This is a genomic window from Micromonospora sp. NPDC047793 (assembly GCF_040642635.1).
GTDB lineage: Bacteria > Actinomycetota > Actinomycetes > Mycobacteriales > Micromonosporaceae > Micromonospora.
Window position 1 is genome coordinate 1 of the sequence record NZ_JBEYSG010000008.1, and the last position, 25576, is coordinate 25576.

Consider the following 25576-nt stretch of genomic DNA (forward strand, 5'->3'; position numbering starts at 1 on the left):
CGGTGTCGCGGTGGCCCCCCACCCCCGCCCCCCCCCCCCCCCGCGGCTTGGTGCTGCTGTGGGCCTCCATCCCCACCCCCCTGGCGGGGCCGCGCGCGGTGGCGGCGGGGGGGGGCAGCGGGGCGGCGCCGGATGGTACGAGAGATCAGGCGACGGCGAAGAAGAACTTCTCGCCGTTGCCGAGACCCAGGTCTTCCCTGCTCCAGTCGATGTTCTTGCTCGAAATCAACTGCTTGTTACCGGCCTTGCCGGCGGTGACGGCCTGCTCGTCCCAACCACCGAGGTAGATCGAGCCGTCCGCGTTGTAGTCCAGGAAGTAGAACGTCTGGTACGAGCCGGTCGACTTGCTGTTGGCGATCAGCGGCTTGGTGCCCTTGCTCGCCGCGATCACGTACCGGTTGTTGGCCAGGGCCTTCAGGTAGAAGAGACCATCGCCCCGGTTGACCATCTGGTACTTGGTCGACTTGGTGACCGACTTGCTGGTGGCGATCAGCGGCTTGCTGCCCGCGACCACGTACCGGTTGCTCGCCTTGGCCTTGATGGTGACCACCGGGGCCGGCGCGTCGAAGGTGAACTTCTCCGTGGAGCCGACGCTGGTCTTGCTCGCCTTCAGCGACGACTTGCCGGACTTCGCCGCGGTGACGTACTTGCCGTTGGCCTTGGCCTTGAGGCTGACCGTCCCGTCGGTGTGGTGCACGATCGTGAACTTGCCCGCCGTGACGATCGTCTTGTGACTGGCGATCAGCGGCTTGGTGCCCTTGCTCGGCGCGACGACGTACCGGCCGGTGCTCTTGGAGCGCAGCGCGACCAGCCCGCTACCGGCGTTGACGACGTCGTACCGCTGCGCGGTGCCCAGGCTCGACCCGTTGTTGACCAGTGCCTTCTTGGTGCTGGCCGCGGTGACGAACTTGCCGTTGGAGCTGGCCTTCAGGCCGTACGAGTTCCGGGCCTGGGTGACCGAGCCGACGGTGAGCAGCCGGTCCATCGAACCCTTCGGGTCGTACACCGCACCGGCGATGCCGGTGGTGACGATCCGGTCGCGAACCTGCTTCGGCTTCCACGTCGGGTTGCTCTGCAGCAGCAGGGCAGCCGCGCCGGCCACGTGCGGGGCGGCCATCGAGGTGCCGCTCATCCCGACGCTACCGGTGTTGTTGTCGTGCCGGGCCGAGACGATGCTGACGCCGGGGGCGAACACGTCGAGGCACTTGCCGTAGTTCGAGAACCACGCGCGCATGTCGATCCGGTCGGTGGCACCCACCGTGATGGCGTCCGGCACCCGCGCCGGGGAGACGTTGCAGGCGTTCTGCGACTCGTTGCCGGCCGCGATCGCGTAGGTGACGCCCGAGTCGACGGACTTCCGCACGGCCGCATCGATCGCCGCCGACACGCTGCCTCCGAGGCTCACGTTGGCGACGGCACGCCTCGGCGCGTTCTTCATCGCGTCCTCGGTGACGAAGTTGATGCCGGCGATGACACTGTCCGTGGTGCCGAAACCGTCGCAGTCGAGCACCCGTACGCCGACGAGCTTGATCTGCTTCGCCACGCCGTACTTGGCGCCGCCGACGGTGCCGGCCACGTGCGTGCCGTGGCCGTCGCAGTCCTCCTCCGATGCCGGCACCGGCGTGGTGGGATCCGGCTCCGTCCCGGGGTCGATGGGCTCGGCGAAGTAGTCGAACCCGATACTGGCCCGGCCACCGAAGTCCTGGTGCTTGGTGTGGATACCGGTGTCCACGATGTACGCCGTGACGTTGCTGCCCGTGTTCGGGTACTTGAAGCTCTTGTTCAGCTTCGCGGACGCCTGGTCGAGCCGGTCGAGACCCCACGACGGCGGGTTGCTCTGGGTGGCACTGGCCGACACCCGGCGCACCGGCTCCACGTAGGCCACGGCCGGGTTGGCCGCCACCTTATCGGCCTGCTGCTTGCTCATCGAGGCCGAGAAGCCGGGCAGCGCCGTACCGAAGACCTGCCGGACGTTGCCGCCGTTGTCCCGGATGAGCTTGGCGGCGATGGTCCGGACCGAGGTGTAGGTGGCCCGCTGGTCCTTCAGTACGACGATGTAACGGCCGGGAACGACGTCGGAGCGTTCGGTGCCACGCACCTCGGCCCGCGCGGGCTCGTCAGGGGTGGTCGCCAACGCGGCTTGGCCGGTGGCGACGGTGATGATGGAGGAGGCGGTCGCGAGGGCGAGCCCGGCCGCCGCCGAGCGGCGCAGTACGCCACGGTATTTCACTAAGTGATCTCCCCGTTGTGTCGACCGTGCCGGGTGGGCAGGTCGGACGGACAGTGAACGTCTCGCTTCGGCAGGAAACCTGCTAGCGAAGAGACGTAGCAACATCATGTACGACGGACGCAACGACCTGTCTCAACCTTTCGGTCGAAACGTCGGCGTTTCGTCGTAGCGTCCTACCCCGACGGAACGAGCCACGGTGGACGTCGGGTCGGGCGGTGGTGTTCCACAGCCGCACGGCGGCAGGACGACGGCGGTCGGCGGTCAGCCGACGATGCCCTCCTGGCGGGCCCAGCGCAGCAGCTCGGCCTCGGCGGTGTCGCGGTCCAGCGGCCCGTGTTCCAGGCGCAGGTCCTTGAGGTGCTTCCAGGCGCGGCCCACGATCGGCCCCGGTGGTACGCCGAGCAACTCCATGATCGCGTTACCGTCCAGATCGGGCCGGACCCGGGCCAGGTCCTCCTCGGCCTCGATCCGGGTGATCCGTTCTTCCAGCGCGTCGTAGTCGGCGGCGAGCTGGGCGGCCTTGCGCCGGTTGCGGGTGGTGCAGTCGGACCGGGTCAGCTTGTGCAGCCGGGACAGCAGGTCGCCGGCGTCGGTCACGTACCGCCGTACCGCCGAGTCGGTCCACTCGCCCCGGCCGTAGCCGTAGAACCGCAGGTGCAGCGCCACCAGCGTGGTGACCTTGGCGGTGACGTCCTTCGGGTAGCGCAGCGCCTTCATCCGCGCCTTGGTCAGCCGGGCACCGACCACCTCGTGGTGGTGGAAGCTGACCCGTCCGTCCGTACCGACCGACTTGGTGGCCGGCTTGCCGACGTCGTGCATCAACGCGGCCATCCGCAGGACGAAGTCCGGCCCGTCCTGCTCGTACGACATCGCGTTACGTACCACCGTCAGGGTGTGCTCGTAGACGTCCTTGTGCTGGGCGTGCTCGTCGATCTCCAGCTTGAGACCGGTCAGTTCCGGCAGGAAGCGCTCGGCCAGCCCGGAGTCCACCAGCAGTCGCAGCCCGGTGATCGGGTCAGCCGCGGTGAGCAGCTTGGTGAACTCGTCACGGATCCGCTCGGCGGTGATCCGGTCCAGGTCCGCCGCCATCCGGTTCATGGCCGCCTGCACGTCGGGGTGGACCGCGAAGCGGAGCTGGGCGGCGAACCGGGCGGCCCGCAGCATCCGCAGCGGATCGTCGCCGAACGACTCGGCGGGCGTCCCCGGGGTACGCACCACCTTCGCGGCCAGGTCGGCGAGCCCGCCGTACGGGTCGGTGAACCGGTGCTCGGGCAGGCTCACCGCCATCGCGTTGACGGTGAAGTCGCGCCGCCGCAGGTCCTCGACCAGGCTGCTGCCGTACTGGACCACCGGGTTGCGGCTGACCTGGTCGTACGACTCGGCGCGGAAGGTGGTGATCTCCAGCCGCAGGCCGTCTCGCTGGCAACCGATGGTGCCGAACTCCCGGCCGGTCTCCCAGACCGCCTCGGCCCAGCCGCGCACGACGGCGAGCGTCTGGTCCGGGTGGGCGTCGGTGCAGAAGTCGAGGTCGTCACCGAGCCGACCGAGCAGGGCGTCGCGGACCGAACCGCCCACAAGGTGCAGTTCGTGGCCGGCGGCGGCGAACCGGCGACCCAACTCGTCGGCGACCGGCGAGACCCGGAGGAGTTCGGCGACGGCGTTGCGCTGCGCGGCGGTGAGTTCGCGGCGGTCGGTGGTGTGGGATGCGGCGGCTTCGGACATCGGACCAGCAGCCTATCGGTCCAGATCGGCATCTCATCCGCCGGGCGCGGGTAACCGGCCGGGGTTGACTAAGGTCTGTGGCGTGGGGGCCGGTACGGCTCCGGCGTACCCCTGGGAGGCACAGCATGAGCGGCGGGCTCTACCGCAGCGCGAACGCCGCGCAGGGCGGCGCGCCCGGCGGTCGGCCGGACGACGGTGCCACGTTCATCTCCGCCGACCCGCTGAACCAGCCGGCCGTCGAGTCGGTCGCGCCCCCCCAGGAGCAGGTCGGCGAGGCCAGCGCCGCCACCAACAGCGCGGTCATGGCGATCGGCAGCCTGGTCAGCCGGGGTACGGGATTCCTCCGCAACCTGGTCATCGGCGCGGCGCTCGGCGGGGCGCTGGTGGGCGACGCCTACACCACCGCGCAGATCCTGCCGGGAATGGTCTACGAGTTCCTGCTCGGCGGCATCCTGACCAGCGTGCTGATCCCGGTGCTGGTACGCCGGCGCAAGGCGGACAGCGACGGCGGCCAAGCGTACACCCAACGGCTGTTGACCCTGGCGCTGCTGGCCCTCGGTGCCGCCGCCCTGCTCGCGGTCGCCCTCGCCGTACCGCTGACCTGGCTCTACGGTGCCAGCGAGTCCGCGCCCGGCTACTCCGGCCTGGTCACCGGGCTGGCCCGGCTCATGCTGCCGATGATCTTCTTCTCCGGCCTGAGCGCACTGATCAGCGCCGTGCTCAACACCCGGGGCCACTTCGCCGCACCGATGTGGGCACCGATCCTGAACAACCTGGTGGTCATCGGCACCGCCGGCCTCTACATCGGGATCTTCGGCGCCGAGATCGTCGGCCCGGACGACATGACCACCGGCCGGGTCCTGCTGATCGGTGGCGGCACCCTGCTCGGCGTCGCCGTCCAGGTCGCCGGCCTGATGCCGGCGCTGCGCAAGGTCGGTTTCCGATGGAAGCTCCGCTTCGACTTCCGCAAGCTCGGGCTCGCCGAACTGGGCCGGCTCGGGGCGTGGATGATCTGCTACGTCGCGGTCAGCCAGATCGGCCTGATCGTGCTGTTCAACCTGTTGAACCGCGCCGGCAAGGAGAACTCCGCCGGTCCGCTGATCTACAACAACGTGTTCCTGCTGTTGATGACCGCGCACGGCATCATCGCCGTATCGATCATCACGGCGCTGATGCCCCGGATGAGCGCCGCTGCCGCCGACGGCCGGTACGCCGACCTCGCCGCGGACCTGTCCCGGGGCACCCGCACCGTCTCGGCGGTGCTCGCGCCGATCGCGGTCTGCTACGCCGTGCTCGCCACCCCGATCGCGTTCACCCTGTTCCGATGGGGCGCGTTCGACGAGGACAACGCCACCGCGACGTCCCTGGTGCTGCTCGCCGCCGCGCTGGCCCTGGTGCCGTTCGCGATCAGCCAGCTCTTCACCTTCGCCTTCTACGCACTCCCCGACACCCGCACCCCGGCGCTGATCAACATTCCGGTGGTGGCGCTGCGGATCGGCGTACAGATCGCGCTGTTCCTGATCTTCTCGGCGAGCTTCGCGGGCGCCGGGATGATGATCGGCAACACCGTCTCCTACCTGGCCGCCGCCATCATCTCCGCGTGGCTGCTGCGGCCCCGGGTGGGGCGGATCGGGCTGGGCGCGATCCTGCGAACCCTCGGCCGGGTGGCGGTCGCGGCGGTGGGAGCAGCGGTGGCCGGCCTGCTGGTGGTCGCGCTGCTACCGGGAGGCGACACGCCGACTCGGCTGGAGGCCGTCGTGCAACTCGTGGTGGGTGGCGCAGTTATCGGCGGTACCTATCTCGGGCTGGCCACGGTGCTGCGCATCTCCGAGATCACCGAAGTGCTGGGGATGGTCCGCAGGCGTCTCGGGCGGTGATCGCCGACGCCTGACGCCGCTGCACTGAGCGTGACCGGGGATCACCAGGCTGGGGATGCACCTGTGGATAACTCCGCGATTCGCCGCTCACCTACCGGATCGGCCTGTGGATAACCAACCGGAAGGCCGAGTATGGTCAGCCGTTCGACGGGAACCCTGTTACGTCCCACCCGCCGTCACATCCGGTACCGCCCCTGCGACAGCCGGATGCGGACGACCTCTAGATTGGCTAGTACATGTGCCGGCAACGTGACTGACATCGGTCGCAACGGGACGAGTCCGCCTGACTGCGAACTCCCCGGCCGGCAACGGCGGGAAGATGACATGTCGGGGAGCGGGCCAACCCAGGTAAGGTCGCTCTCGACGGGTACGGCAGGACCGGCGCGCGTCACATCGCGGGACCGGTCCGTCCGGTGCCACACGAAGGTGGAGCGGGAAGTCAGATGCCCAGCAGCGCGGGTCCATCGATCGGCACGATCACCGAGGGAGGACGGGTGACCCAGGTCGGCGAGGGTCAGGACGCGGACGAGACCACTCCGCCGGTCATGACCTTCGGTGCTCCGACAGCCGGTGAGATCCTCGCCGAGCGGTACGAACTGGTCGAGCACATCAACAACGACAGCGCGGGCCGATTGGTCTGGCGCGGTGTCGACGTCGTGCTCCGCCGACCCGTCGCGGTCGTGATGCGCTACCCGGGTGGCGACTCCGCCACCGAGATGCTCCAGGCCGCGGTCGCCGCGAGCCGGGTCATCCACCCCAACCTGACCGGCGTCTACGACGCCATCGACGAGGCCGACCGGGCCTACGTCGTGCGCGAGTGGGTCGACGGGCGGTCCCTACGGGAACTGGTCGCGGACGGGCCGCTGGACGGCGCCCGGGCCACCGCCGTCGGCAGTGCGGTCGCCAGCGCGCTGGCCGCCGTGCACGCCACCGGCATGGTGCACGGCAACGTGCACCCCGGCACGGTGATGATCAGCGACGACGGCCGCGTGGTGCTGGCCGACGCGCGGACCGACGGTGACGACAGCCAGGAGAGTGACGTCCGGGCGGTCGGCGGAGTCCTCTACTACGCGCTGACCGGCTACTGGCCGCACAACGAGGCGCCGCTGCGCGGTGCCACCGCCGGGCACGGTCGAGCGGCCATCCCGGACGCGGTACGCGACGCCAACGGCGTGGTGGCGGCTCCCCGTCAGGTCCGGGCCGGGGTTCCGGCCTACCTCGACGACCTCACCACGGACCTGCTCGACGGCGGGATCGCCCCGCCCTCCTCGGACGTGCTCGCCGCCGAACTGGCCCGACTCGACGTACCCGCCGACGACGACTACCTCGACAACAGCGGCCCACTGCGCTTCGCCGGTGAGTCCGGTGACGAGCCCTCGCCGCTGGCCGCCGCCGGCGGCCGGAAGGTGGCGCTGGGCATCGCCGGTGTGCTGGTGGTGGCTCTGGTCGGCCTGCTCGTCGGCATCAGCGCCCTCGGCGGTGACGACGACAGCCCACAGACCGACCCGGTCGCCGCGCCCACGTCCAGCGCCGCGACGAGCGAGGAACCACCGCCGCCGGCCGCCGTGCAGGATCTCAAGATCAGCGCCGCCCGGATCATCGACCCGGACAGCAACGATCGCAGTGAGGTCCGTGACGCCGAGAAGGTCTTCGACGGCGACCGGGACCAGGGCTGGTCGACGGAGACCTACAACCGGAGCAACTTCGGCAACCTCAAGGAAGGCATGGGGGTCTGGGTCGACCTCGGCACCGAGCGGACCGTCAAGTCGGTGCAGGTCCACCTCTCCAGCACCGGCGCCTCCGCATCACTGCTCACCGGCACCGTCCAAGCCCCCTCGACCAGCGCGGGTGACCGCCAGATCGTGGACGCGTTCAAGAACGGCCCGATCGGGCAGCCCTTCGAGGAGCACGACGGCACCACGATGACCTTCAACGGCTTCGACGCCGACCAGAAGTACCGCTACCTCATGTTCTGGATCACCGAACTGCCGCCGAACAACGGTGGCTTCAAGGTCGGCGTCCAGGAGATCACGGTCCAGGGGTCATGAGCTGGTCTCCACCGGAGCGGCACGTCCAGCGGACCCGGTGATGGAGGTATCCGGCCGGGACGCTGCCGGCGTACCGCTGGACGGGGTGGTCAGCGACATCGACCTGCTCCGCGCCCACGCCGACGGTGACCGGGACGCGTTCGCCACGCTGTTCCTGCGGCACCGGGACCGGCTCTGGGCGGTCGCCCTGCGTACCCTCGGCGACCGTGAGGAGGCCGCCGACGCGCTCCAGGACGCGATGCTGTCGGCCCACCGGGCCGCGGCGCGGTTCCGGGGCGACGCCGCCGTCACCACCTGGTTGCACCGGATCGTGGTGAACGCCTGCCTCGACCGCATCCGTCGTCGGCAGGCCCACCCCACGGTGCCGCTACCCGACGGGACGCACGACCCCGACACCGGCGGCGGCGCCGGTGGCCCCGAACCGACCGCACCGGTACGCGACCACGACACCGCGATGGTCGTCCGGGAAGCCCTGGCCACCCTCCCGACCGAGCAGCGGGCTGCCCTCGTCCTGGTGGATGTGCAGGGCTACCCGGTCGCGGAGGTCGCGCGGATCCTCGGCGTCGCCGAGGGCACCGTGAAGAGCCGGTGCGCCCGAGGTCGCGCCCGGTTGGCACTCCTGCTCGGGCACCTGCGGACCGGCAGCGAACCGGCTCCCGCCGGTGCCGGTGAGGTGCCGCGAATCACCCGGGGGAACCCCGGAGCCCCGCACGGCGTCCGATCGAGGTCGGGACACCATCGTCCGGATGCCAACCAGGAGGAATCGTGAGTGCCGGGGAGTTCAGCGGGGTCGACCTCGACCTGCTCGCCGATTACCTCGGCGGTGCGCTGGACGGCACCCCGCAGCAGGCCGAGGTCGCCCGCCTCGTCGATCAGGACCCGGACTGGGCGCGGGCGCACGCCCGACTCGCCCCCGCCGTCGACGAGGTCCGGGACGAGTTGGTCGACTGGGGCGTGCCGGCGGTCGAGATGCCGCCTGCGGTCAGCGACCGGATCCTCGCCGCGCTGCGCGACGCCGACCTCCCGACCGCCGCGCTCTCGCTCGGCGTCCCCGAGGAGGACACCGACGACGCGGTGACCACGGATGTCGACGACCACGCCTCGACGAAGCCCTCGCCGGTGCCGGCCCAGCCGGTCGGCGGCACCCGACGGCCCGGCGGCAGCCCACGGCCGGGCCAGGAACGCGGCGCACCGAGCCATCCGGGTCGGCGTAGGCGCCGCTGGGCCCGGCTGGCCGGACCGGTCGCGTTGGCCGCCGCAGCGGTGGTCGGCCTCGGTGCCCTGCAACTGTCCCGGCCCGATCAGGCCGGGGACTCGACGGCCGGCACGGCCCTGAGCGATCGCGGCACCAGCCCGGCCGCGCCGCAGGCGTACTCGGAGGACCCGGCCGGGCAGGCACCGGAGGCCGCGTCACCGGACCGTGGCGCCGCATCGGCCCCCACCCCGTTCCGGATCGGCAGTCCACCGGTCCGCAGCGGGGCCGACTACACGCCGGAGAGCCTCACCGGGCCGACGGTGATGAATGGCCCCGGGGACGGCACGGAGCCCACGTACGGCACGGAGAGCGACAACCGGCTCGCCGTACCCGGTGAACTCAGCCGGCTCGGCGACCAGGCGGCGTTGAGCGCCTGCCTGGCCGACATCGGGGTCGAGCACGGAGTCCAGCCGTTGGTCTTCGACGTCGTCGACTACGCCCGCTTCGGTGGGCTCCCGGCTCTGGTGGTGCGCTTCACCGACGCCGCCGGCGTGCAGTGGGCCTGGGTCAGCGGGCCGGAGTGCGGAATCCCAGGATCCGGCTCGGACACCCGCTACCGATCGCGGGTAGGGTGAATCGCGGCCACTGGACGTTTGGCCGACCAAGTGACGTGACCCACCGGATGACCGGCTCGGGAATCTCCGCTTCGTACGATGACGTTCTGCAGGTCAGATGCCGCCGCGTCGGCACTCGGTTCGGTATCGGCGGATGACGCCGGTGGCGACGCTCAACACGATTGGGAGATGGCAGTGGACGAGGTCCGCAACCTGATCATCATCGGCTCCGGGCCGGCCGGTTACACCGCAGCGGTCTACGCGGCACGGGCGAACCTCAAGCCGCTGGTCATCGAGGGCGTACAGTCCGGCGGCGCGTTGATGACCACCACCGAGGTGGAGAACTTCCCCGGCTTCGCGGACGGCATTCTCGGTCCCGAGCTGATGGACAACATGCGCAAGCAGGCCGAGCGGTTCGGGGCCGAGTTCCTGACCGACGACGTCACCCGGGTCGAGCTGGCCGACACCGGCCAACCGGGCGCGGTGAGCACCGTCTGGATCGGTGAGAGCGCCTACCGCGCCTCGGCCGTCATCCTCGCCACCGGTTCCGCCTGGCGCCCGCTCGGCGTACCGGGTGAGCAGGAGTACCTGGGCCACGGCGTCTCGTCCTGCGCCACCTGTGACGGCTTCTTCTTCCGCAACCAGCACATCGTGGTCGTCGGTGGCGGCGACTCGGCGATGGAGGAGGCCAGCTTCCTGACCCGCTTCGCCGAGTCGGTCACCATCATCCACCGCCGCGACTCGTTCCGGGCCAGCAAGATCATGGCGGAGCGCGCGCTGGGCAACGACAAGATCAAGGTCGAGTGGAACACCGTGACCGAGGAGATCCTCGGCGCGGACGGCAAGGTCACCGGGGTACGGGTACGCAACGTGCACACCGGGGAGGCCAAGGTTCTCGACGTCACCGGCGTGTTCGTGGCGATCGGGCACGACCCGCGCAGCGAACTGTTCCGGGATCAGGTCGAGATGGACGACGAGGGCTACGTCAAGGTCCAGGCCCCCAGCACCCGGACCAGTCTCCCGGGCGTCTTCGCCGCCGGTGACCTGGTCGACCACACGTACCGGCAGGCCATCACCGCAGCCGGCACCGGCTGCGCCGCCGCGCTCGACGCGGAACGCTTCATCGCCACGCTGCCCAAGGGCTGAACAGACACATCCCGGAGGAAGGGTCACACAGTGGGAGCAACCAAGTCGGTTACCGACGCTAGTTTCGCCGCAGACGTACTCAAGTCCGACAAGCCGGTCCTGGTGGATTTCTGGGCCGAGTGGTGCGCACCGTGCCGCAAGGTGTCGCCCTTGCTGGAGGAGATCGCGGGCGAGATGGGCGACCAGGTCAGCATCGTCAAGCTCAACATCGACGAGAACCCGGAGACCGCCCGCGCCTACCGGGTGATGTCGGTGCCGACGCTCACCGTCTTCAAGAACGGCGAGCCGGTGCAGTCGATCGCGGGCGCCAAGCCCAAGGGTGAGCTGGTCAAGCTGATCGAATCGGCGCTCTGACCCCATACAGCGCGATCGTCGACCCCGTCCCGGGACCTGCCCGGACGGGGTCGACGCGTTTTTCCCCGCCCGCACCCGCACCGAACGCCCAGCGCCTAACCTCGAACTCGGGGGCCGCCGGACGCCGGTGAGCAACCTGGGTCCCCGTCGCACTGCCACGCGTGCCGACACAGGGCCCGGTAAGCCACCGATCGTGCAGAGGGGGCCGAACGTGCGTCCGATCCGTCCCGGTGACCGGGGACCCGCCGTGATCGAGATCCGAGCAGTGCTGACCAGCCTCGACCTTCTCTCCAAGGCCACCGGTCCGTTCAGCGACGAGTTCGACGCCGCCACCGAGCGGGCCGTACGGGCCTTCCAGCAGTCCCGGGGGCTCAGCGTCGACGGCCGGGTCGGAGCCGAGACCTGGCGGGCACTCGACGCGGCCCGCTGGCGCCTCGGCGCCCGCACCCTCTACCACGCCGTTCCGGTGCCGCTCACCGGCGAAGACGTCCGGTCGTTGCAGGAACGCCTGCTGGAGATGGGGTACGACACCGGCCGTGCCGACGCCATCTACGGGATCCGTACCTCGCGGGCGGTGGCCCAGTTCCAGCGCGAGATGGGGTTGGCACCGGACGGCACGTGCGGCCCACAGACGATGGACGCGCTGCGCCGGCTCGGCCGCAAGGTGGTCGGTGGTCGCCCGCAGTGGCTACGCGAATCCGACGCGATCCGACAGTCCGGGCCCACCCTGGTCGGTCGCACCGTGGTCATCGACCCTGGGCACGGCGGCACCGACCCGGGCGTGGTGGTGCCCGACGGCCCGCTGCGCTGGACCGAGGCGGACCTGGTGCACGACCTGGCCAGCCGGCTCGAAGGTCGACTCGCCGCGTCGGGCGTACGCGTGCAGCTCACCCGGGGACCCGCGTCGGAGACCTGCCTGCCCGACATCGACCGGGCGCAACTGGCCAACTCGCTCGGTGCGGACGTGTTCGTCTCGCTGCACGTCGACGGGCACGCCAACCCGGAGGCCGAAGGCGTCGCCACCTACCACTACGGCACCGACAACGGGGTGACGTCGGCGACCGGCGAGCGGCTGGCCGGGCTGGTCCAGCGGGAGATCGTCGCGCGTACCGGGCTGCGGGACTGCCGTACCCACGCGAAGGCGTGGGACCTGCTGCGAATCACCCGGATGCCGGCGGTACGCGTCGAGGTCTGCTACCTCACCTCGCCGGCCGACCGGGCCCGGCTGATCGATCCCCGGTTCCGGGACCGGCTGGTCGAGGCGATCGTGGCGGCGGTGCAACGGATGTACCTGCCGATCGAGCGGGACGTGCCGACCGGCTCGATCGACGTCAGCGAGCTGCGGGCGGCGGTCGCCGCGGGCACCGTGGTCGACTGAGCGGCCGGGTGCGGCCGTCAGCCCGCCGTGGATCGGGTCGCCGGGGCGGGCCGGACCGGCCGCAGCAGCGACTCCGGGCTCATCGAGCCGAGCAGCTTCTCCAGCGCGTACTCGACGTCGGACTTCCAACTCAACGCCGTCCGCAACTCCAGCCGCAGGCGCGGGTAACGGGGGTGCGGCCGCACGGTCTTGAACCCCACCGAGAGGAAGAAGTCGGCGGGAGCGACACAGGCCCCCGCCGGATCGGCGGCGTCACCGAACTTGGCGTCACCGAACGCCTCGATCGCCTTGATGCCCCGCTTGGTCAGGTCGCGGGCGACCCCCTGCACCAGCATCCGGCCCAACCCGCCACCGGCGAACGCCGGCACCACGTTGGCGGTGGTCAGCAGCGCCGCGTCGGCCGACACGGGAGAGGTCGGGAAGGCCATCGAGCGCGGCACGTAGGCGGGCGGGGCGTACATGACGAAACCGGCGGGCATGCCGTCGACGTAGATCAGCTTGCCGCAGGAACCCCACTCCAGCAGGGTCTGCGAGACCCAGGCTTCCTTCTCCAACCCCGGGTCGCCGGCGGCGCAGGCGCGATCGGCGGAAACCGGATCAAGCTCCCAGTAGACGCACTGCCGGCACGGACGGGGCAGGTCCTCCAGCGTGTCCAGGGTCAGACTGACCAGACGTCGCGACATTGGCGCTTCCCCACACTAGGCTCAGACTCGGGACCGGCCCGGACGGCACCGCCGCATCCCCTGCCCCCGACGAGCGATCGTACGCCGCCGATCGGCGACGCGGGAGGGGACGCGCAAATGCCCTCCTCAGGCACGGTCGACACCGGTCCGGCATGTGGACGCGCGTAATCGAGGGCGCTCGTGGCGGTGTATGGCAGCTACCATCGACACTCGGCGCGCCGTGTCGCCATGGTCGCCGGTGTCCTGGGTATCCCGGGACGGGAGCTGTCCGAGCAGCATCGAGGTGATGTCATGACCGGCACGACACTCGACGACTACACCGACCGGTACGCCCGCCGGGTGCGGGGCATGACCGCCTCGGAGATCCGCGCACTGTTCGCGGTCGCCAGCCGTCCGGAGGTGGTCTCGCTCGCCGGCGGCGCACCCTACATCGCCGCGCTCCCGCTGGACGCCGTCGGCGAGATGCTCGGCCGACTCGCCGCCGAGCACGGCACCACCAGCCTCCAGTACGGCATCGGCCAGGGCACGCTGGAGTTGCGCGAACGGATCTGCGAGGTGATGGCCCTCTCCGGCATCGACGCCGCCTGCGGCGCCTCGCCCGAGGACGTGGTGGTGACGGTCGGCGGCCAGCAGGCGCTCGACCTGGTGGCCCGGCTCTTCCTCGACCCGGGTGACGTGGTGCTCGCCGAGGGACCGACCTACGTCGGCGCGCTCGGAGTGTTCCAGGCCGCCCAGGCACAGGTCGTCCACGTCCCCATGGACGACGACGGCCTGATCCCCGAGGCGTTGGAGATCGCCATCGCCGAGCAGGCCCGGGCCGGGCGGCGGGTCAAGTTCCTCTACACCATCCCCACCTACCAGAACCCGGCCGGTGTGACGCTGAGCGAGGAACGCCGGGAGCGGGTCCTCGACATCTGCGAGCGCGCGGGCCTGCTCGTGATCGAGGACGACCCGTACGGCCAGCTGGGTTTCGAGAGCGAGGCGCCGGCACCGCTGCGCGCCCGCCGCCGGGACGGGGTCTTCTACCTCAGCACGTTCTCCAAGACGTTCGCCCCCGGGTTGCGGGTCGGGTGGATCCTCGCCCCGCACGCGGTCCGCGACAAGCTGGTCATCGCCAGCGAGGCGCAGATCCTCTGCCCCAGCGCGTACGCACAGGCCGCCGTCAGCACCTACCTGAGCACCATGCCGTGGCGGGAGCAGTTGAAGGTCTACCGGGAGGTCTACCGCGAACGGCGGGACGCGATGCTGACCGCCCTGGCGGACCTGATGCCGACCGGGACGAGCTGGACCGTTCCCGCCGGCGGTCTCTTCGTCTGGGCCACGCTGCCCGAGGGCCTGGACTCGAAGGCGATGATGCCCCGGGCCATCGCCGCCCGGGTGGCGTACGTGCCCGGCACCGGCTTCTACGCCGACGGCACCGGCAACGGTCACATGCGGCTCAACTTCTCGTTCCCGCCCCCGGAGCGGATCCGCGAGGGGGTCCGTCGACTGGCCAGCGTGATGGAGCAGGACATCGCCATGCGACGGGTGTTCGGGGCCGTCGGCGCGCCGGACGCGCGGCGAGGTCGGGCCGGCTCCGACACCCCGGGTCCCGACTTGGCATGATGCCCGGCATGGGTGCCACCGCTGCCAGAGAAACCGTCGTGTCCGGTCCCGCCACCACCGACCTCCACGTCCTCGTGCTCGCCGGTGGCCTGTCGTACGAACGGGACGTGTCGCTGCGTTCCGGCCGCCGGGTGCTCGACGCGCTGCGGTCCGTCGGCATGGAGGCCGAGCTGCGTGACGCGGACGTGGCCCTGCTGCCGGCGCTGGACTCCGATCCGCCGGACGCCGTGGTGATCGCCCTGCACGGCGCCACCGGCGAGGACGGCTCACTCCGTGGCGTTCTCGACCTCTGCGGCGTGCCGTACGTCGGGTGCGACGCCCGTGCCTCACGGCTCGCCTGGGACAAGCCGTCGGCCAAGACGGTGCTACGCGAAGCCGGTATCGCCACCCCGGACTGGGTGGCCCTGCCGCACGACCGGTTCAGCGAATTGGGCGCGGTGGCCGTACTCGACCGCATCGTCGCCCGGCTCGGACTGCCGCTGATGGTGAAGCCCGCGCAGGGCGGCTCCGGTCTGGGCGCCGCCGTGGTCCGGGACGCCGCGTCCCTGCCGGCCGCCATGGTCGGTTGTTTCGCGTACGACTCGACCGCGCTCGTCGAGCGGTACGTGGCCGGCATGGACGTCGCGGTCTCCGTCATCGACCTGGGCGACGGCCCGCAGGCTCTGCCGCCGGTCGAGATCGTGCCCCGCAACGGCGTCTACGACTACGCCGCCCGCTACACCGCAGGCCGGACGACCTGGCACACGCCGGCCCGGCTGGACGCGGCGGTGGCCGACGCGGTGGCGGAAGTGGCGCTGGCCGCCCACACCGCACTCGGCCTACGGGACCTCAGCCGGGTCGACCTGATCGTCGACCCGGCCGGTCAGCCGCACGTGCTGGAGGTCAACGTCTCCCCGGGGATGACCGAGACGTCGCTGCTGCCGCTCGCGGTCCAGGCGGCCGGGCTGGACTTCGGCCAGGTGATCGCCGACCTGGTCGCCCGAGCCGCCACCCGCTGAGAGCCTCCTGACGGCTCCGCCGATCCGCCGGCACCCTCGGGACTGCTGATCAGCCGTACGTCCCCTCAGCGCCACGCTGAGCGCCGCTGCCGGGGTGCCGCGATCTCCCTTTGCCTGCCTGGTTGTGGTCACTGCCTGCCTGGTGTTCCGGCCTGCTGACGTCCTGGCCCACCTGGACGAGCCCTTCGCGCGGGCGGGATCACTGGGCCGGGCGGGTACCTTCCCGGCCAGGGGCCGGCGCTGCCGTTCCTGCGCTGGTGGCCGACTCCACCGGCGGCGTCCCGGCACCCCTGTCGTGGGGCTTCTGATCGGGCGCCGGGCGGGCTGCGGCCGGATCGTCGGCCGCAGCGGTCGACCCGGCGTCCTTGCCCTCGACGTTCCTGCCCTCGACGTCCTCGTACTCGGCGTCGTTGTTCTCGGCGTCCGCGGGCTTCCCGGCCGGTGCTTCCTCGGCCTGTTCCTCGACGGCCTGCTCGGGAAGCGTGGTGCCGGACGGACCGCTCGTCCGATCGGTGGGAGAGTCGTCGTCGACCTGGAGCACGTCCGGCGGCTCGGCCGTCTCGCCGATGACGTCCAGGAGCGACCCACCCTCGCTCGGCTGGCGACTCTCCGCAGCGGGTGCCGCCTGGGCGGCGAGGCTGGACGGCGCCTGCCACTGGATGCGGGGCGGCTCGGCCAACGGTCGGCCGCCGAACTCCGCGAGCCAGGCGGCTACCAGAGCCAGGTTCTCCCGCCACTGGTCCTCGGAGATCGGCGGCAGGATCGAATCCCAGAGGGAAAGAAACGTCCCGCGTAGTTGCAGCCGCCCGTACGGTCGGGCAAGGAACCAGAGGTGCAGGTGCGCCGATCCGTCGCCCCACCTGTTGACGTGTACCCGGGCCACCCCGTCGAGCGAGCGGATGGCGCGCTCCAGCCGTACCGTCATCACCCCCAACTCGGCCGCGAGCAGGTTGGGCAGGTCGCCGAGATCGAGGTGCGACCGGGACTCCAGGATGAGCACCATCGGCAGGCCGGTGGGACGGTCCATCGCCCGTACGCGCCACCTCTCACCCACCCAGATGTACGCCTCGTCGGGCGCCTGACATGCGGTGCATTCACGGTGCGCCTCGCCCTTGCGGGGCGGCTCCACCGCGACCGGCTCGTCGAGTCGCTTGACTTGCAGGTCACCTTCGAAGGGGAAAGACGGCCACTGGGTGAAGTCCGGGACTGAGGGAGGGGTGTCGTGCACGAGGCTGACCCTAACCGAGTACGGCACCAGTGTCCCTACCCGAAGCATGTTCGATTCCGCAGCGGCTCAGATCGCGACAGCAGCACACACTCCCACTTTCCCCAGAGTTATCCACAGGCTTGCACGTCGGCCTGCAACTGTCGTCATCCCCAGTTCGGCAAGGGTTTTGGCCCTCGGTTTCACGTGAAACGGCGCCGGCCTGTGGAAAACCGGTGTGGATAACTTTCAAGCCGCTTCCGGTCGTTCCTGCTGTCGCCCGTTTCACGTGAAACGGCGATGCCATCGGAGGTCGCAGGGCGGTCCCTGGCCTCAGTGGGTCGATGTCGCCGGAGCTTCTGAAGCCGCATGCCCCACGCAACAGAGTCCTTCGTCGGCCCTTCGCGGCACGGCTGCCCCTGTCTCCGTTCTCCCGTGAGTGGGCGCGGTGACGAGCCGAGCGGTGGCGAGCCGAGCGATGGCGAGCCGAGCGATGGCGCTGAACGAACCGACTTGTGAGCCAAGCGGTCTGGCGGGTGGGCGAGGACCGAGCCGGTGGGCACATGTCAATCGACGAGCCGGGCGGGCGTGCCCAGTGGTCTGTCCGACAGCAACGCCCAGTCGCCCGGGTGGACCCCTGTCCGGCGGGCCGAGCCAGCCGGCGGGGCCATCGGAAGGACGGACAGGCCGGCGAGCCAGCAGGCGGTCGACAGACGGGCGGATGGGCACGCCGACGGGCGAGCCGGGGCCGGGTTGGCGGTCCGACAGGACGCGGATGGGGCGGGCAGACCGGGCGACGTCATTCGCCAAGCAGGCGCGAGTCTGGCCAGCAGTCGGCAGCCGATCCGATGGGCAGGACGCTTGGGGATCGGCCCCTCACTCAGTTTCTCGGACGCAGCCTGACGGGATCGCTTTGATGGGTGCGCGAAGGCCGGGCGGCTTCCTTCGGTGGGCAGGGGCGCCCCTTCCCCTTGGACGGCGCTATCCGCGTCGGCTCCGAGGTCACCCTGGTCTCGGCCACCCGCCGCTGCGAACCGGGCGGCCGAAGTCTTCAGCGATGCCCGGGCCCACGTGCTCCGGCCCGCCGCTAGTCATCACGGACGCGGATCACAACCTCCTGTCATCTGCGGTGTATCGAGTCATGAGCACTTGGCCGCAGCACCAAGGCGCCGGCACCCGGTCCGCAGCCAACGCGAGACCGTCGCCATAGCCCCGCGAACCGCCAAGCAGGCGCCAGCAGCCCGTTTCACGTGAAACGGGCTTGGCACGCGCGGAGTCACGTGCGATCTTCAGCCGACGCCGGAAGCCCCTGCCCTCCCGCGACCGTGCACGAACCAGGAGGGCGGAACTCGCCCGGACGGGCCGACAGCGATGACAGAAAGCTAGCGGTCAGCTCCTCACGACCGAACAGCGCGGTGACCGGAGAGCAGGACCGTGACTGCACGCCGAGACGTTCGCGCCGCCTCCAGGGAACGAGTTGGCCTCTTGCCTCCCTCTTTCCCGAGGGCACGAAAGGCTTGCGCCGACTTGGCGGTGCACGGCCGTCGAGCATGTAGCGGACTCTGTATGCCCGCTTGTCCGTCGAGCGCCGCGTCCGCCCGCCTACTCCCCACTACGACCTTGTTCCACGTGAAACGACCACCGGCACGTCTGTTGTCGAGGCGATTGCGCCGAGCCTGGTCCGTGGAGGTTCATTCATTCGTCCGCCCGTACCCGAGGCTTGTCATCGCCCGAGAACATCCGGCGGACGCCTCGTCCCCCGGAAGGCAAATCATCTCGCCGATGATTCACGGTCTCCGGCTCCGAGCCGTCCGACGCCCGCCCCCGGCCCGAACCATCCGCCGCCCGTACTTCCGGCTGAATTCTTTCATCCCGGCACCTTCAGCCCCGCGTCCCGCGCTCCCCGCGTCTTCCGCCCCGCACGTCTGCCCGCCGCTGCCCGTCTTCACCGCTGCTGCGTTCACCCGGGCTCTTCAACCGCAGCCCTTCAACCCGCAGCCTTCACCACAGCCCGCCCGCCTCAGCCGTAACCGCGTGCAGCCTCGGCTCAGCCCGTTCTGATCCGCGGCTCCGACTCGCACCGACAACTCCGCGTCTTCGACCCGCGCGCCGCCGGCCACAAGCCTCTCCACGACCAAGCCTCCGCTCCGAACCTCCACCTGTCCGGTGACGGTTCCGCGCCTTGGCGCCACTCCGTCGGCCTGAACCCGATGGTCGGGCTCCCTCGGCCTTCTCGTCCGGCGCTCAACGGCTCTTGGCTGGGCTGAGACGCGGCGAGCGTACCCGCAACGGCCTCGCTGGCCTCAGACGGGCCGTGAGGGGCGGTGTCGTGGGGCTTGGGGTCCTTGCGGCACCGGTTGGCCTCGATCACCCAGGCGGCCATAGAAGACCGGCCGCACCCCCTCGGGGCGCGGCCGTCGGTCGGACGAGAGTGGCTCAGTTCTGTGCTTCCTCGCCCTCGACCCCGATGATGCCGACGATCCGCTCCAGGTCGTCGACCGTGGCGAACTCGATCGTGATCTTGCCCTTGCTCCGCCCGATGTCGACCTTCACTCGGGTGTCGAACCGATCGGAGAGCCGGTCTGCGAGGTCGTTCAGGGCAGGAGCGACGGGCTTCGGCCGGCGCTTGGCCGCTTCCGTCTTGCTCGGGCCTTCGCTGAGGGTCAGCGCGACGATCTCCTCGGTGGCGCGGACCGACAGCCCCTCTGCCACGATGCGCAACGCGAGCTTTTCCTGCGTCTCCGCGTCCTCAAGGCTGAGCAGTGCCCGGGCATGACCGGCGGAGAGCACTCCGGCGGCCACTCGCCGTTGCACCTGGGCGGGGAGATTGAGCAGGCGGATGGTGTTCGAGATCTGCGGGCGGCTGCGGCCGATGCGGCGCGCCAGCTCTTCGTGGGTGGCCCCGAACTCCTCCAGGAGCTGCTGGTAGGCGGCGGCCTCTTCCAACGGGTTGAGGTTGGCTCGGTGGATGTTCTCCAGCAGGGCGTCCCGCAGCATCGCGTCGTCGCGGGTGTCGCGGACGATTGCCGGGATGTTCTCGCGGCCGACTGCCTGGGCGGCCCGCCACCGCCGCTCGCCCATGACGAGCTCGAACTTCTCGTCGTCGAGCTGCCGCACCACGATGGGCTGGAGGAAACCCACCTCCTGGATCGAGGTCTTCAGCTCCTCCAGCGCCTCCTCGTCGAAGACCTGCCGGGGTTGCTTCGGGTTGGGCACGATCGAGTCGACCGAGATCTCGGCGAACCGGGCGCCGGGCACCGGGCTGAGGACCGGGACCGGATCCGGCGCTACTACGGGAAGCGGCGCTTTCTCTGGTACGGGCGGCGCGGATACCTCCGGCGCTCCGACCACCCCGTTCGCGATGGCGCCGACACCGGCAGCCTCCGGCTCCTGTACCGGCCCGGTCGGGATGAGTGCCCCCAGGCCCCGACCCAGACCGCCCCGAGGACGGTTCTTCATGCCACGCCTCCCAGCGCCTCTACCGCACTACGCATTCCGGCTCACCGGCTCCTTGACCCCACGCTCGGCGATCTCCTGGGCGGCCTCGAAGTAACTCGTCGCCCCCCGTGATCCGGGATCGTAGGTCACCACCGACTGGCCGTAGCTGGGCGCCTCGGAAACGCGTACGTTGCGCGGGATCACCGCCTGGAGCACCTTGTCGCCGAAGTGGTTCCGCACGTCCTGCTCGACCGCGTCCGCCAGTCGGGTACGCCGGTCGTACATGGTGAGCAGGATCGTGGAGACCTCAAGGCGCGGGTTGAGGTGCTGGCGTACCAAGTTGATGTTGTTGATGAGCTGGTTCAGCCCTTCGAGCGCGTAGTACTCGCACTGGATCGGGATGAGCACCTCCTGGGCCGCGACCAACGCGTTCACGGTCAACAGGCCGAGCGAGGGCGGGCAGTCGATGAAGACGTAGTCGAAGTGACCGGGGTAGGCCTCGATCGCGCGGGAGAGCCGCGACTCACGGGCCACCACCGAGACCAACTCGATCTCCGCGCCCGCAAGGTCGATGGTGGCCGGTACGCACCAGAGGTTGGGGATGCCCTCGACCGCCTGAGCCACGTCCGCCAGCGGGACGGAGTTGATCAGACAGTCGTAGACGTCCGGTACGCCGGTGTGGTGCGGCACGTTCAGCCCCGTGGAGGCATTGCCCTGCGGATCGAGATCGACCACGAGCACCCGGTTGCCGTGCAGGGCCAAGGCCACCGCAAGGTTCACCGTCGTCGTGGTCTTCCCGACGCCGCCCTTCTGGTTCGCGACGCACATGACCCGGGTCCGCTCCGGCCGAGGCATGGTCACCTCGCCACTGGGGTTCAGGATCTGCACGGCGCGCATCGCCTCCATTGCCAACGGTGGATCATCCTCTTCGCGCGTCGGAGTTTCACGTGAAACGTACGCGGCCTCGGTATCGGCCGGCTCGTAGGGCCCGGCCGACGGGGTGGGCGTGTCGGGGGCCGGGCGGGGGTCGGGCACCACTCCAGGAGCCGCTTGATATGTCGCCGCCTCGAACCGCGCGGCGGCCGAGGTGTTGCGGCGGATCGGGATCACGCGGGCGTCAGGGGTGGCGTTGACGGGTCGACCGGCCCCGTCCGACGCGTCCCGACCGGACGAGAATTCCGGGCTCGGGGACCACGGTACGCCAGACGTCGGCCTGTCCCGCATGGACTCCGGCGGGTCCTGCGCGCCTCCGTGGGAGCGCCAGTTCGGGTAGTCGGTTTCACGTGAAACAGGGTCGCCCGCTGACCCGGTCACGCGCGGATCGTCGTACCTGCCGTCGTCATGCACCTGTCATCCCTGCCCGCTTCGGATGGTCGGTCTGCACCCGTCACCCGGGCCCTTCGCGTTGTCCTCGCAGAGGTACCGCCCGGCGGGAGCGGCCGGCCCACGGAGGAGACCATCGCCGCCCGCTCCACACTATCGACGCGCGGTCAGCCTACGGCGCAGAGGCGTGGCGGGTCCACGTCGGGTTCGCAACCCGCCGATCACGATGACACAACCCGGGACAGGTGGCGGATTGACGGAGGCACCGGACAGCACTGTCCGACCCGCTTCTTCGCCACTGGCTGTCGCCCGCCGAGCGCCCGGCACCGCCCTCCGGCGGCTGGAGGGTTAGGAAGGGACCCTTCCTATGCACCAGGCGTTAGAAAGGGGCCCTTCCTTACCCGCAGGCGGTTAGCGGCGGCGGGAGCGGGACTTCTTGGGGGTCGTTTTGGCGGGCGGAGCGACCGCCCGTTCACGGACGATGTCGACCACAGTGGTCGGTGGCGTGATGACGCCCTCGCCGCAGCGGCGCAGCACCGGCTCCCCGCCGCCGAGGCGGTGCACCGCCTCGGCGTGCTCGGCGATCTCGTCGGCGGCTGAGGCGCCCTTGAGTGCGATCAGGCGTCCGCCGGGCGCAGCCAGCGGAAGGCACCAGCCGGCGAGTCGGTCCAGTGGCGCTACCGCCCGGGCGGTGACCACGTCACTGGGCGGCAACTCCGGTTCGGCGACTGCCTCCTCGGCTCGCCCAAGGAACACGCGCACCGAGGTGGTCAGACCGAGCGACTCCACGGCCTCGTCGAGGAAGACGACCCGCCGAGCCAGTGGTTCGACGAGCGTCACCGTGAGGTCCGGCCGGGCGATGGCGAGCACCAGACCGGGCAGGCCGGCCCCCGATCCGACGTCGACGACCGTCGCGCCCTGCGGGATCAGTTCGCCGACCACGGCGCAGTTCAACAGGTGGCGGTCCCAGAGCCTGGGCGTCTCCCGAGGGCCGATCAGACCGCGTACCACGCCGTCGGTGGCCAACAGTTCGGCGTAGGCGGCGGCGAGGTCGAGCCGGTCACCGAAGAGACGCCGGGCCGCCTCGGCCAGGTCGGGCGGCAGCACCGCCGTAGTGGGGTCGGGACGGTCGGCGGCGGACCCCGGGGACAGGTCCAGCCGGGGCGGGACAGCCGCCGGCCCGGGCGGCGTACCACCCGGGCCGGACGGGGTAACGCCCCTGGCGTCGTCTGCGGTCACTCGTCAGCCCGCGGGCCGGACGACGATGCGACGGCTGGGCTCGACGCCCTCGGACTCGCTCTCCACACCGTCGATCGCGTTCACCACGTCGTGGACGCACTTTCGCTCGAAGGCCGACATGGGCTCCAGGCGTACCGCTTCGCCGTGCTCCTTGACCTTCTCGACCGCGTTGCGCGCCACTGCGGCGAGTTCCTTGCGCCGGTTGGCCCGGTAGCCGCCGACGTCGAGCAGCAGCCGGCTGGGCGAGCCGGTCTGCCGGAAGACGGCGAGCCGGGCCAGTTCCTGGAGTGCCTCCAGGGTGGCGCCGCGCTGGCCGACCAGGTTCTGCAGCCGGCCGCCGACGACCTCCACCACCGGACGGCCGCCCGACACCAGCTCGTCGATGTCGCCGTCGTAGTCGAGGATGTCGAGCAGCCCTTCGACGTAGTCGGCTGCGATCTCGCTCTGCCGGAAGAGGTCGCTCTCACCGGCGGCCTTGCTCGGCGCCTTCTCGGCGTCGGTCTCCTCCGGCTCGCCGTCGACCGGAGCCGCCGCCGTCGGCTCCTCGTCGTCCAGGGGCTGGTCGGCGCGGGGGATGCTGGTGTCGGTCACGGTGTCATCTCCGTACTCACTCGGCCGGACCTCGGGTCCGCTGGTTTCCCGCGGCCGGCGGGACGTCGCCGGTGCCCACGGGCACGTCTGTAGGGCAGTGTCGCCCGTTCGCCACGTCGTAGGCGGCGCTTCCACGCTCCGGCGCCAGCCTCTCGGCGGCAGCACGTCGCGCAACGGGCCGCCGTCGGTCTCCCGACGGCGGCCCGGACGTTTCAGCCCTGCCGTTTGGCGGGGCGACTCTTCTTCGGGTTGGCCGGCTTCACACCCGGCTTCGGGCCGGCGACCTTCGGAGCGGCCGGCGCGGGCGGCGCCTCGGCCGGCTTGCTGCGGCCGAACAGACCACGGTTCTTGGCCGGCTGCGCGCCGTTCCGCGCGGCGGCGGTCGTGGTGGCCGGCTTGCTGGTGGCGGTCACCGGCGGCGGGAACTTCCGCAGCACCCACTGCTGCTGGCCGAGGGTGAAGAGGTTGTTGGTGACCCAATAGATGATCACACCGATCGGGAAGATGGCGCCGGAGATGAGCAGCGACAGCGGGATGCCGTAGAGCATCAGACGCTGGATCATGCGCTGCTGCGGGTCCTCGGCCCAGCCGGTCTTGAGGATCATCTGGCGGCTGGTGAGGTAGGTGGTGCCCATCATCACCAGCACCAGGACACCGGCCATGATCTTCACGACGGTGCCGTTGGCACCGAGCTGCGCCAACTCCGCTGCGGTGGAGCCGAACTTGCTGGCGATCGGCGCGGTGAAGAGGGTCGCGTCCGAGGCGCTGTTGAACTGGTCGACCGTCCAGCCGTAGATGTCCTTGTTGTTCTTCGCCGGGTCCGGGTTGAGGCGACGCAGGACGTGGAACAGGCCGAGGAAGACGGGGATCTGGAGGAACATCGGAAGGCAGCCCATCAACGGGTTGGCCTTTTCCTTCCGATAGAGCTCCATCATCTCCTTCTGGAGCGTCTCCCGGTCACCCTTGTGCTTCTCCTGCAGCGCCTTCACCTGCGGCTGGAGCGCCTGCATGGCCCGCTGCGACTTGATCTGCTTGACGAAGACCGGGAACAGGATCACCCGGACGGTGACCACCAGGAAGACGATGGCCAGAATCCAGGCCCAGTTCGTGCCGAGGACCGTGGCGTCGGGAATCCCGATGGCCTCCCAGGCCGAATGCCAGGCCAGCAGGATCCACGAGATCGCGTAGTAGATCCAGTCGAGACTCAATTCTCGGCTCCAGTCACGTCGGCAGGTCGGCGGCTACCCGGCTCCGGTACCGGGTCGTATCCACCAGGATGGAATGGGTGGCAGCGCGACAGTCGCCGGACCGTCAGACCGGCTCCCCGCAGCGCGCCGTGCCGGGCAATCGCCTCCAGGGCGTACGCACTGCACGACGGGTAGAACCGACAGCGGGCCGGCAACGCCGGACTTATCCACCGACGGTACGCGATGACGGGCAGGGTCAGCACCCGGGCACCGGTGGTAGCCGGGCGCGGCGACCTGGGCTCTGAGCTCACCGTGGCCGCCGTTCCCGGCCGGCCCGGGCGGCGGCGAGCGCCGCGTCCAGGTCCACACCGAGCCGTTGGTACGTCACGTCGGCGGCGGCCGGCAGAGCGCGTACGACGAGGGTGCTCCCGGCCGGCAGGGCGGCGAGCCGTTCCCGGGTCAGATGCCGCAGCCGGCGACGGACCCGGTTACGGACCACCGCGGGCCCGACCGCCTTGGAAACCACGAAGCCGGCGCGGGACACCGGTGCGGAGGAAGACTCCGCACCGCCCCGCGCCGGCTCCGGCGCTACGTCTGCGGCTCCGGGTGTGACCGGCAGGGTCAGGTGCACGACGAGCGTGCCCCGACCGGCTCGTCGGCCACCGCGAACCGCTGCGGCGAAGTCGATGCTGCGCCGCAGTCGTTGCGCGGCCGCCAGCACGACTGCCGTCCCCGGAGCGGACC

20 protein-coding genes are annotated in these 25576 nt (G+C 70.6%); 9 read left to right on the top strand and 11 right to left on the bottom strand.

Features of this window, described 5'->3' with window-relative positions; genetic code table 11:
- Positions 1-145 precede the first annotated feature (145 nt).
- Together ABZ738_RS17415 and ABZ738_RS17420 are read right to left on the bottom strand one after the other, a co-directional pair.
- Positions 146-2230 carry a S8 family serine peptidase gene (locus ABZ738_RS17415; protein WP_176095597.1) on the bottom strand — a complete coding sequence of 695 codons (2085 nt, stop codon included), beginning with the start codon at positions 2228-2230 and terminating at the stop codon, positions 146-148.
- A 261-nt stretch (positions 2231-2491) separates the two neighbouring features.
- Entirely contained in the window at positions 2492-3952 is a 1461-nt protein-coding gene (locus ABZ738_RS17420; protein ID WP_131052112.1) for a CCA tRNA nucleotidyltransferase, read from the bottom strand.
- Between the two features lie 125 nt (positions 3953-4077).
- Between ABZ738_RS17420 and murJ the strand changes: the two genes are divergently transcribed.
- From murJ to ABZ738_RS17455, 7 genes are all read left to right on the top strand, one after another.
- Positions 4078-5829: a murein biosynthesis integral membrane protein MurJ gene (gene murJ / locus ABZ738_RS17425; RefSeq protein WP_131052113.1), complete on the top strand. Its 1752-nt coding sequence runs from the start codon at positions 4078-4080 to the stop codon at positions 5827-5829.
- Between the two features lie 443 nt (positions 5830-6272).
- A complete protein-coding gene (locus ABZ738_RS17430) occupies positions 6273-7877 on the top strand; it encodes a protein kinase family protein (RefSeq protein ID WP_131052114.1) in 1605 nt (534 codons plus the stop codon).
- A gap of 40 nt (positions 7878-7917) precedes the next feature.
- Positions 7918-8646, top strand: a complete 729-nt coding sequence (gene sigM / locus ABZ738_RS17435; RefSeq protein WP_131052115.1) for an RNA polymerase sigma factor SigM — start codon at positions 7918-7920, stop codon at positions 8644-8646.
- Positions 8643-9707, top strand: coding sequence for a hypothetical protein (locus ABZ738_RS17440; RefSeq protein WP_131052116.1), 1065 nt, complete (start codon positions 8643-8645; stop codon positions 9705-9707). Before sigM ends, ABZ738_RS17440 begins: the two co-directional genes overlap by 4 nt.
- 174 nt (positions 9708-9881) lie before the next feature.
- Positions 9882-10832, top strand: coding sequence for a thioredoxin-disulfide reductase (trxB, locus tag ABZ738_RS17445; protein WP_131052124.1), 951 nt, complete (start codon positions 9882-9884; stop codon positions 10830-10832).
- Between the two features lie 30 nt (positions 10833-10862).
- Complete coding sequence (gene trxA, locus ABZ738_RS17450; RefSeq protein ID WP_117228228.1) at positions 10863-11186, top strand: thioredoxin; 324 nt, start codon at positions 10863-10865, stop codon at positions 11184-11186.
- A gap of 211 nt (positions 11187-11397) precedes the next feature.
- Complete coding sequence (locus ABZ738_RS17455; protein ID WP_131052117.1) at positions 11398-12564, top strand: N-acetylmuramoyl-L-alanine amidase; 1167 nt, start codon at positions 11398-11400, stop codon at positions 12562-12564.
- A 17-nt stretch (positions 12565-12581) separates the two neighbouring features.
- Here ABZ738_RS17455 and ABZ738_RS17460 read toward each other — a convergent pair whose 3' ends face one another.
- Complete coding sequence (locus ABZ738_RS17460; RefSeq protein ID WP_131052118.1) at positions 12582-13247, bottom strand: GNAT family N-acetyltransferase; 666 nt, start codon at positions 13245-13247, stop codon at positions 12582-12584.
- Positions 13248-13538: 291 nt separating this feature from the next.
- Here ABZ738_RS17460 and ABZ738_RS17465 point away from each other — a divergent pair, with 291 nt between their 5' ends.
- Both ABZ738_RS17465 and ABZ738_RS17470 read left to right on the top strand, forming a co-directional pair.
- Positions 13539-14852 carry a PLP-dependent aminotransferase family protein gene (locus tag ABZ738_RS17465; RefSeq protein WP_357214357.1) on the top strand — a complete coding sequence of 438 codons (1314 nt, stop codon included), beginning with the start codon at positions 13539-13541 and terminating at the stop codon, positions 14850-14852.
- An 8-nt stretch (positions 14853-14860) separates the two neighbouring features.
- Positions 14861-15850: a D-alanine--D-alanine ligase gene (locus ABZ738_RS17470; protein WP_357214360.1), complete on the top strand. Its 990-nt coding sequence runs from the start codon at positions 14861-14863 to the stop codon at positions 15848-15850.
- A gap of 199 nt (positions 15851-16049) precedes the next feature.
- On the opposite strand, the gene ABZ738_RS17475 is transcribed toward ABZ738_RS17470, so the two are convergent.
- The 8 genes from ABZ738_RS17475 to rnpA form a co-directional block, all read right to left on the bottom strand.
- Positions 16050-17078, bottom strand: a complete 1029-nt coding sequence (locus ABZ738_RS17475; RefSeq protein WP_357214363.1) for a hypothetical protein — start codon at positions 17076-17078, stop codon at positions 16050-16052.
- Positions 17079-19490: 2412 nt separating this feature from the next.
- Positions 19491-20513, bottom strand: a complete 1023-nt coding sequence (locus ABZ738_RS17480; protein WP_131052121.1) for a ParB/RepB/Spo0J family partition protein — start codon at positions 20511-20513, stop codon at positions 19491-19493.
- A gap of 27 nt (positions 20514-20540) precedes the next feature.
- Positions 20541-21839: an AAA family ATPase gene (locus ABZ738_RS17485; RefSeq protein WP_131052122.1), complete on the bottom strand. Its 1299-nt coding sequence runs from the start codon at positions 21837-21839 to the stop codon at positions 20541-20543.
- A 387-nt stretch (positions 21840-22226) separates the two neighbouring features.
- On the bottom strand, positions 22227-22967 hold the full coding sequence (gene rsmG, locus ABZ738_RS17490; protein ID WP_357214741.1) for a 16S rRNA (guanine(527)-N(7))-methyltransferase RsmG: 741 nt from the start codon (positions 22965-22967) through the stop codon (positions 22227-22229).
- 90 nt (positions 22968-23057) lie between these two features.
- Positions 23058-23645, bottom strand: coding sequence for a R3H domain-containing nucleic acid-binding protein (locus ABZ738_RS17495; RefSeq protein ID WP_131054412.1), 588 nt, complete (start codon positions 23643-23645; stop codon positions 23058-23060).
- A gap of 212 nt (positions 23646-23857) precedes the next feature.
- Complete coding sequence (gene yidC / locus ABZ738_RS17500) at positions 23858-24853, bottom strand: membrane protein insertase YidC (protein ID WP_131054413.1); 996 nt, start codon at positions 24851-24853, stop codon at positions 23858-23860.
- Entirely contained in the window at positions 24850-25095 is a 246-nt protein-coding gene (gene yidD, locus ABZ738_RS17505) for a membrane protein insertion efficiency factor YidD (protein WP_217706055.1), read from the bottom strand. The genes yidC and yidD overlap by 4 nt, the downstream gene beginning before the upstream one ends.
- A 44-nt stretch (positions 25096-25139) precedes the next feature.
- Positions 25140-25553, bottom strand: coding sequence for a ribonuclease P protein component (gene rnpA, locus ABZ738_RS17510; RefSeq protein WP_357214368.1), 414 nt, complete (start codon positions 25551-25553; stop codon positions 25140-25142).
- Positions 25554-25576 lie beyond the last annotated feature (23 nt).

What these genes read in the sequence shown, in the direction of transcription:
- ABZ738_RS17480 (WP_131052121.1), bottom strand. Translation starts at nt 20,513, where the DNA reads ATGAAGAACCGTCCTCGGGGCGGTCTGGGTCGGGGCCTGGGGGCACTC.
- ABZ738_RS17470 (WP_357214360.1), top strand. Translation starts at nt 14,861, where the DNA reads ATGGGTGCCACCGCTGCCAGAGAAACCGTCGTGTCCGGTCCCGCCACC.
- ABZ738_RS17460 (WP_131052118.1), bottom strand. Translation starts at nt 13,247, where the DNA reads ATGTCGCGACGTCTGGTCAGTCTGACCCTGGACACGCTGGAGGACCTG.
- murJ (WP_131052113.1), top strand. Translation starts at nt 4,078, where the DNA reads ATGAGCGGCGGGCTCTACCGCAGCGCGAACGCCGCGCAGGGCGGCGCG.
- ABZ738_RS17420 (WP_131052112.1), bottom strand. Translation starts at nt 3,952, where the DNA reads ATGTCCGAAGCCGCCGCATCCCACACCACCGACCGCCGCGAACTCACC.
- ABZ738_RS17465 (WP_357214357.1), top strand. Translation starts at nt 13,539, where the DNA reads ATGACCGGCACGACACTCGACGACTACACCGACCGGTACGCCCGCCGG.
- sigM (WP_131052115.1), top strand. Translation starts at nt 7,918, where the DNA reads ATGGAGGTATCCGGCCGGGACGCTGCCGGCGTACCGCTGGACGGGGTG.
- ABZ738_RS17430 (WP_131052114.1), top strand. Translation starts at nt 6,273, where the DNA reads ATGCCCAGCAGCGCGGGTCCATCGATCGGCACGATCACCGAGGGAGGA.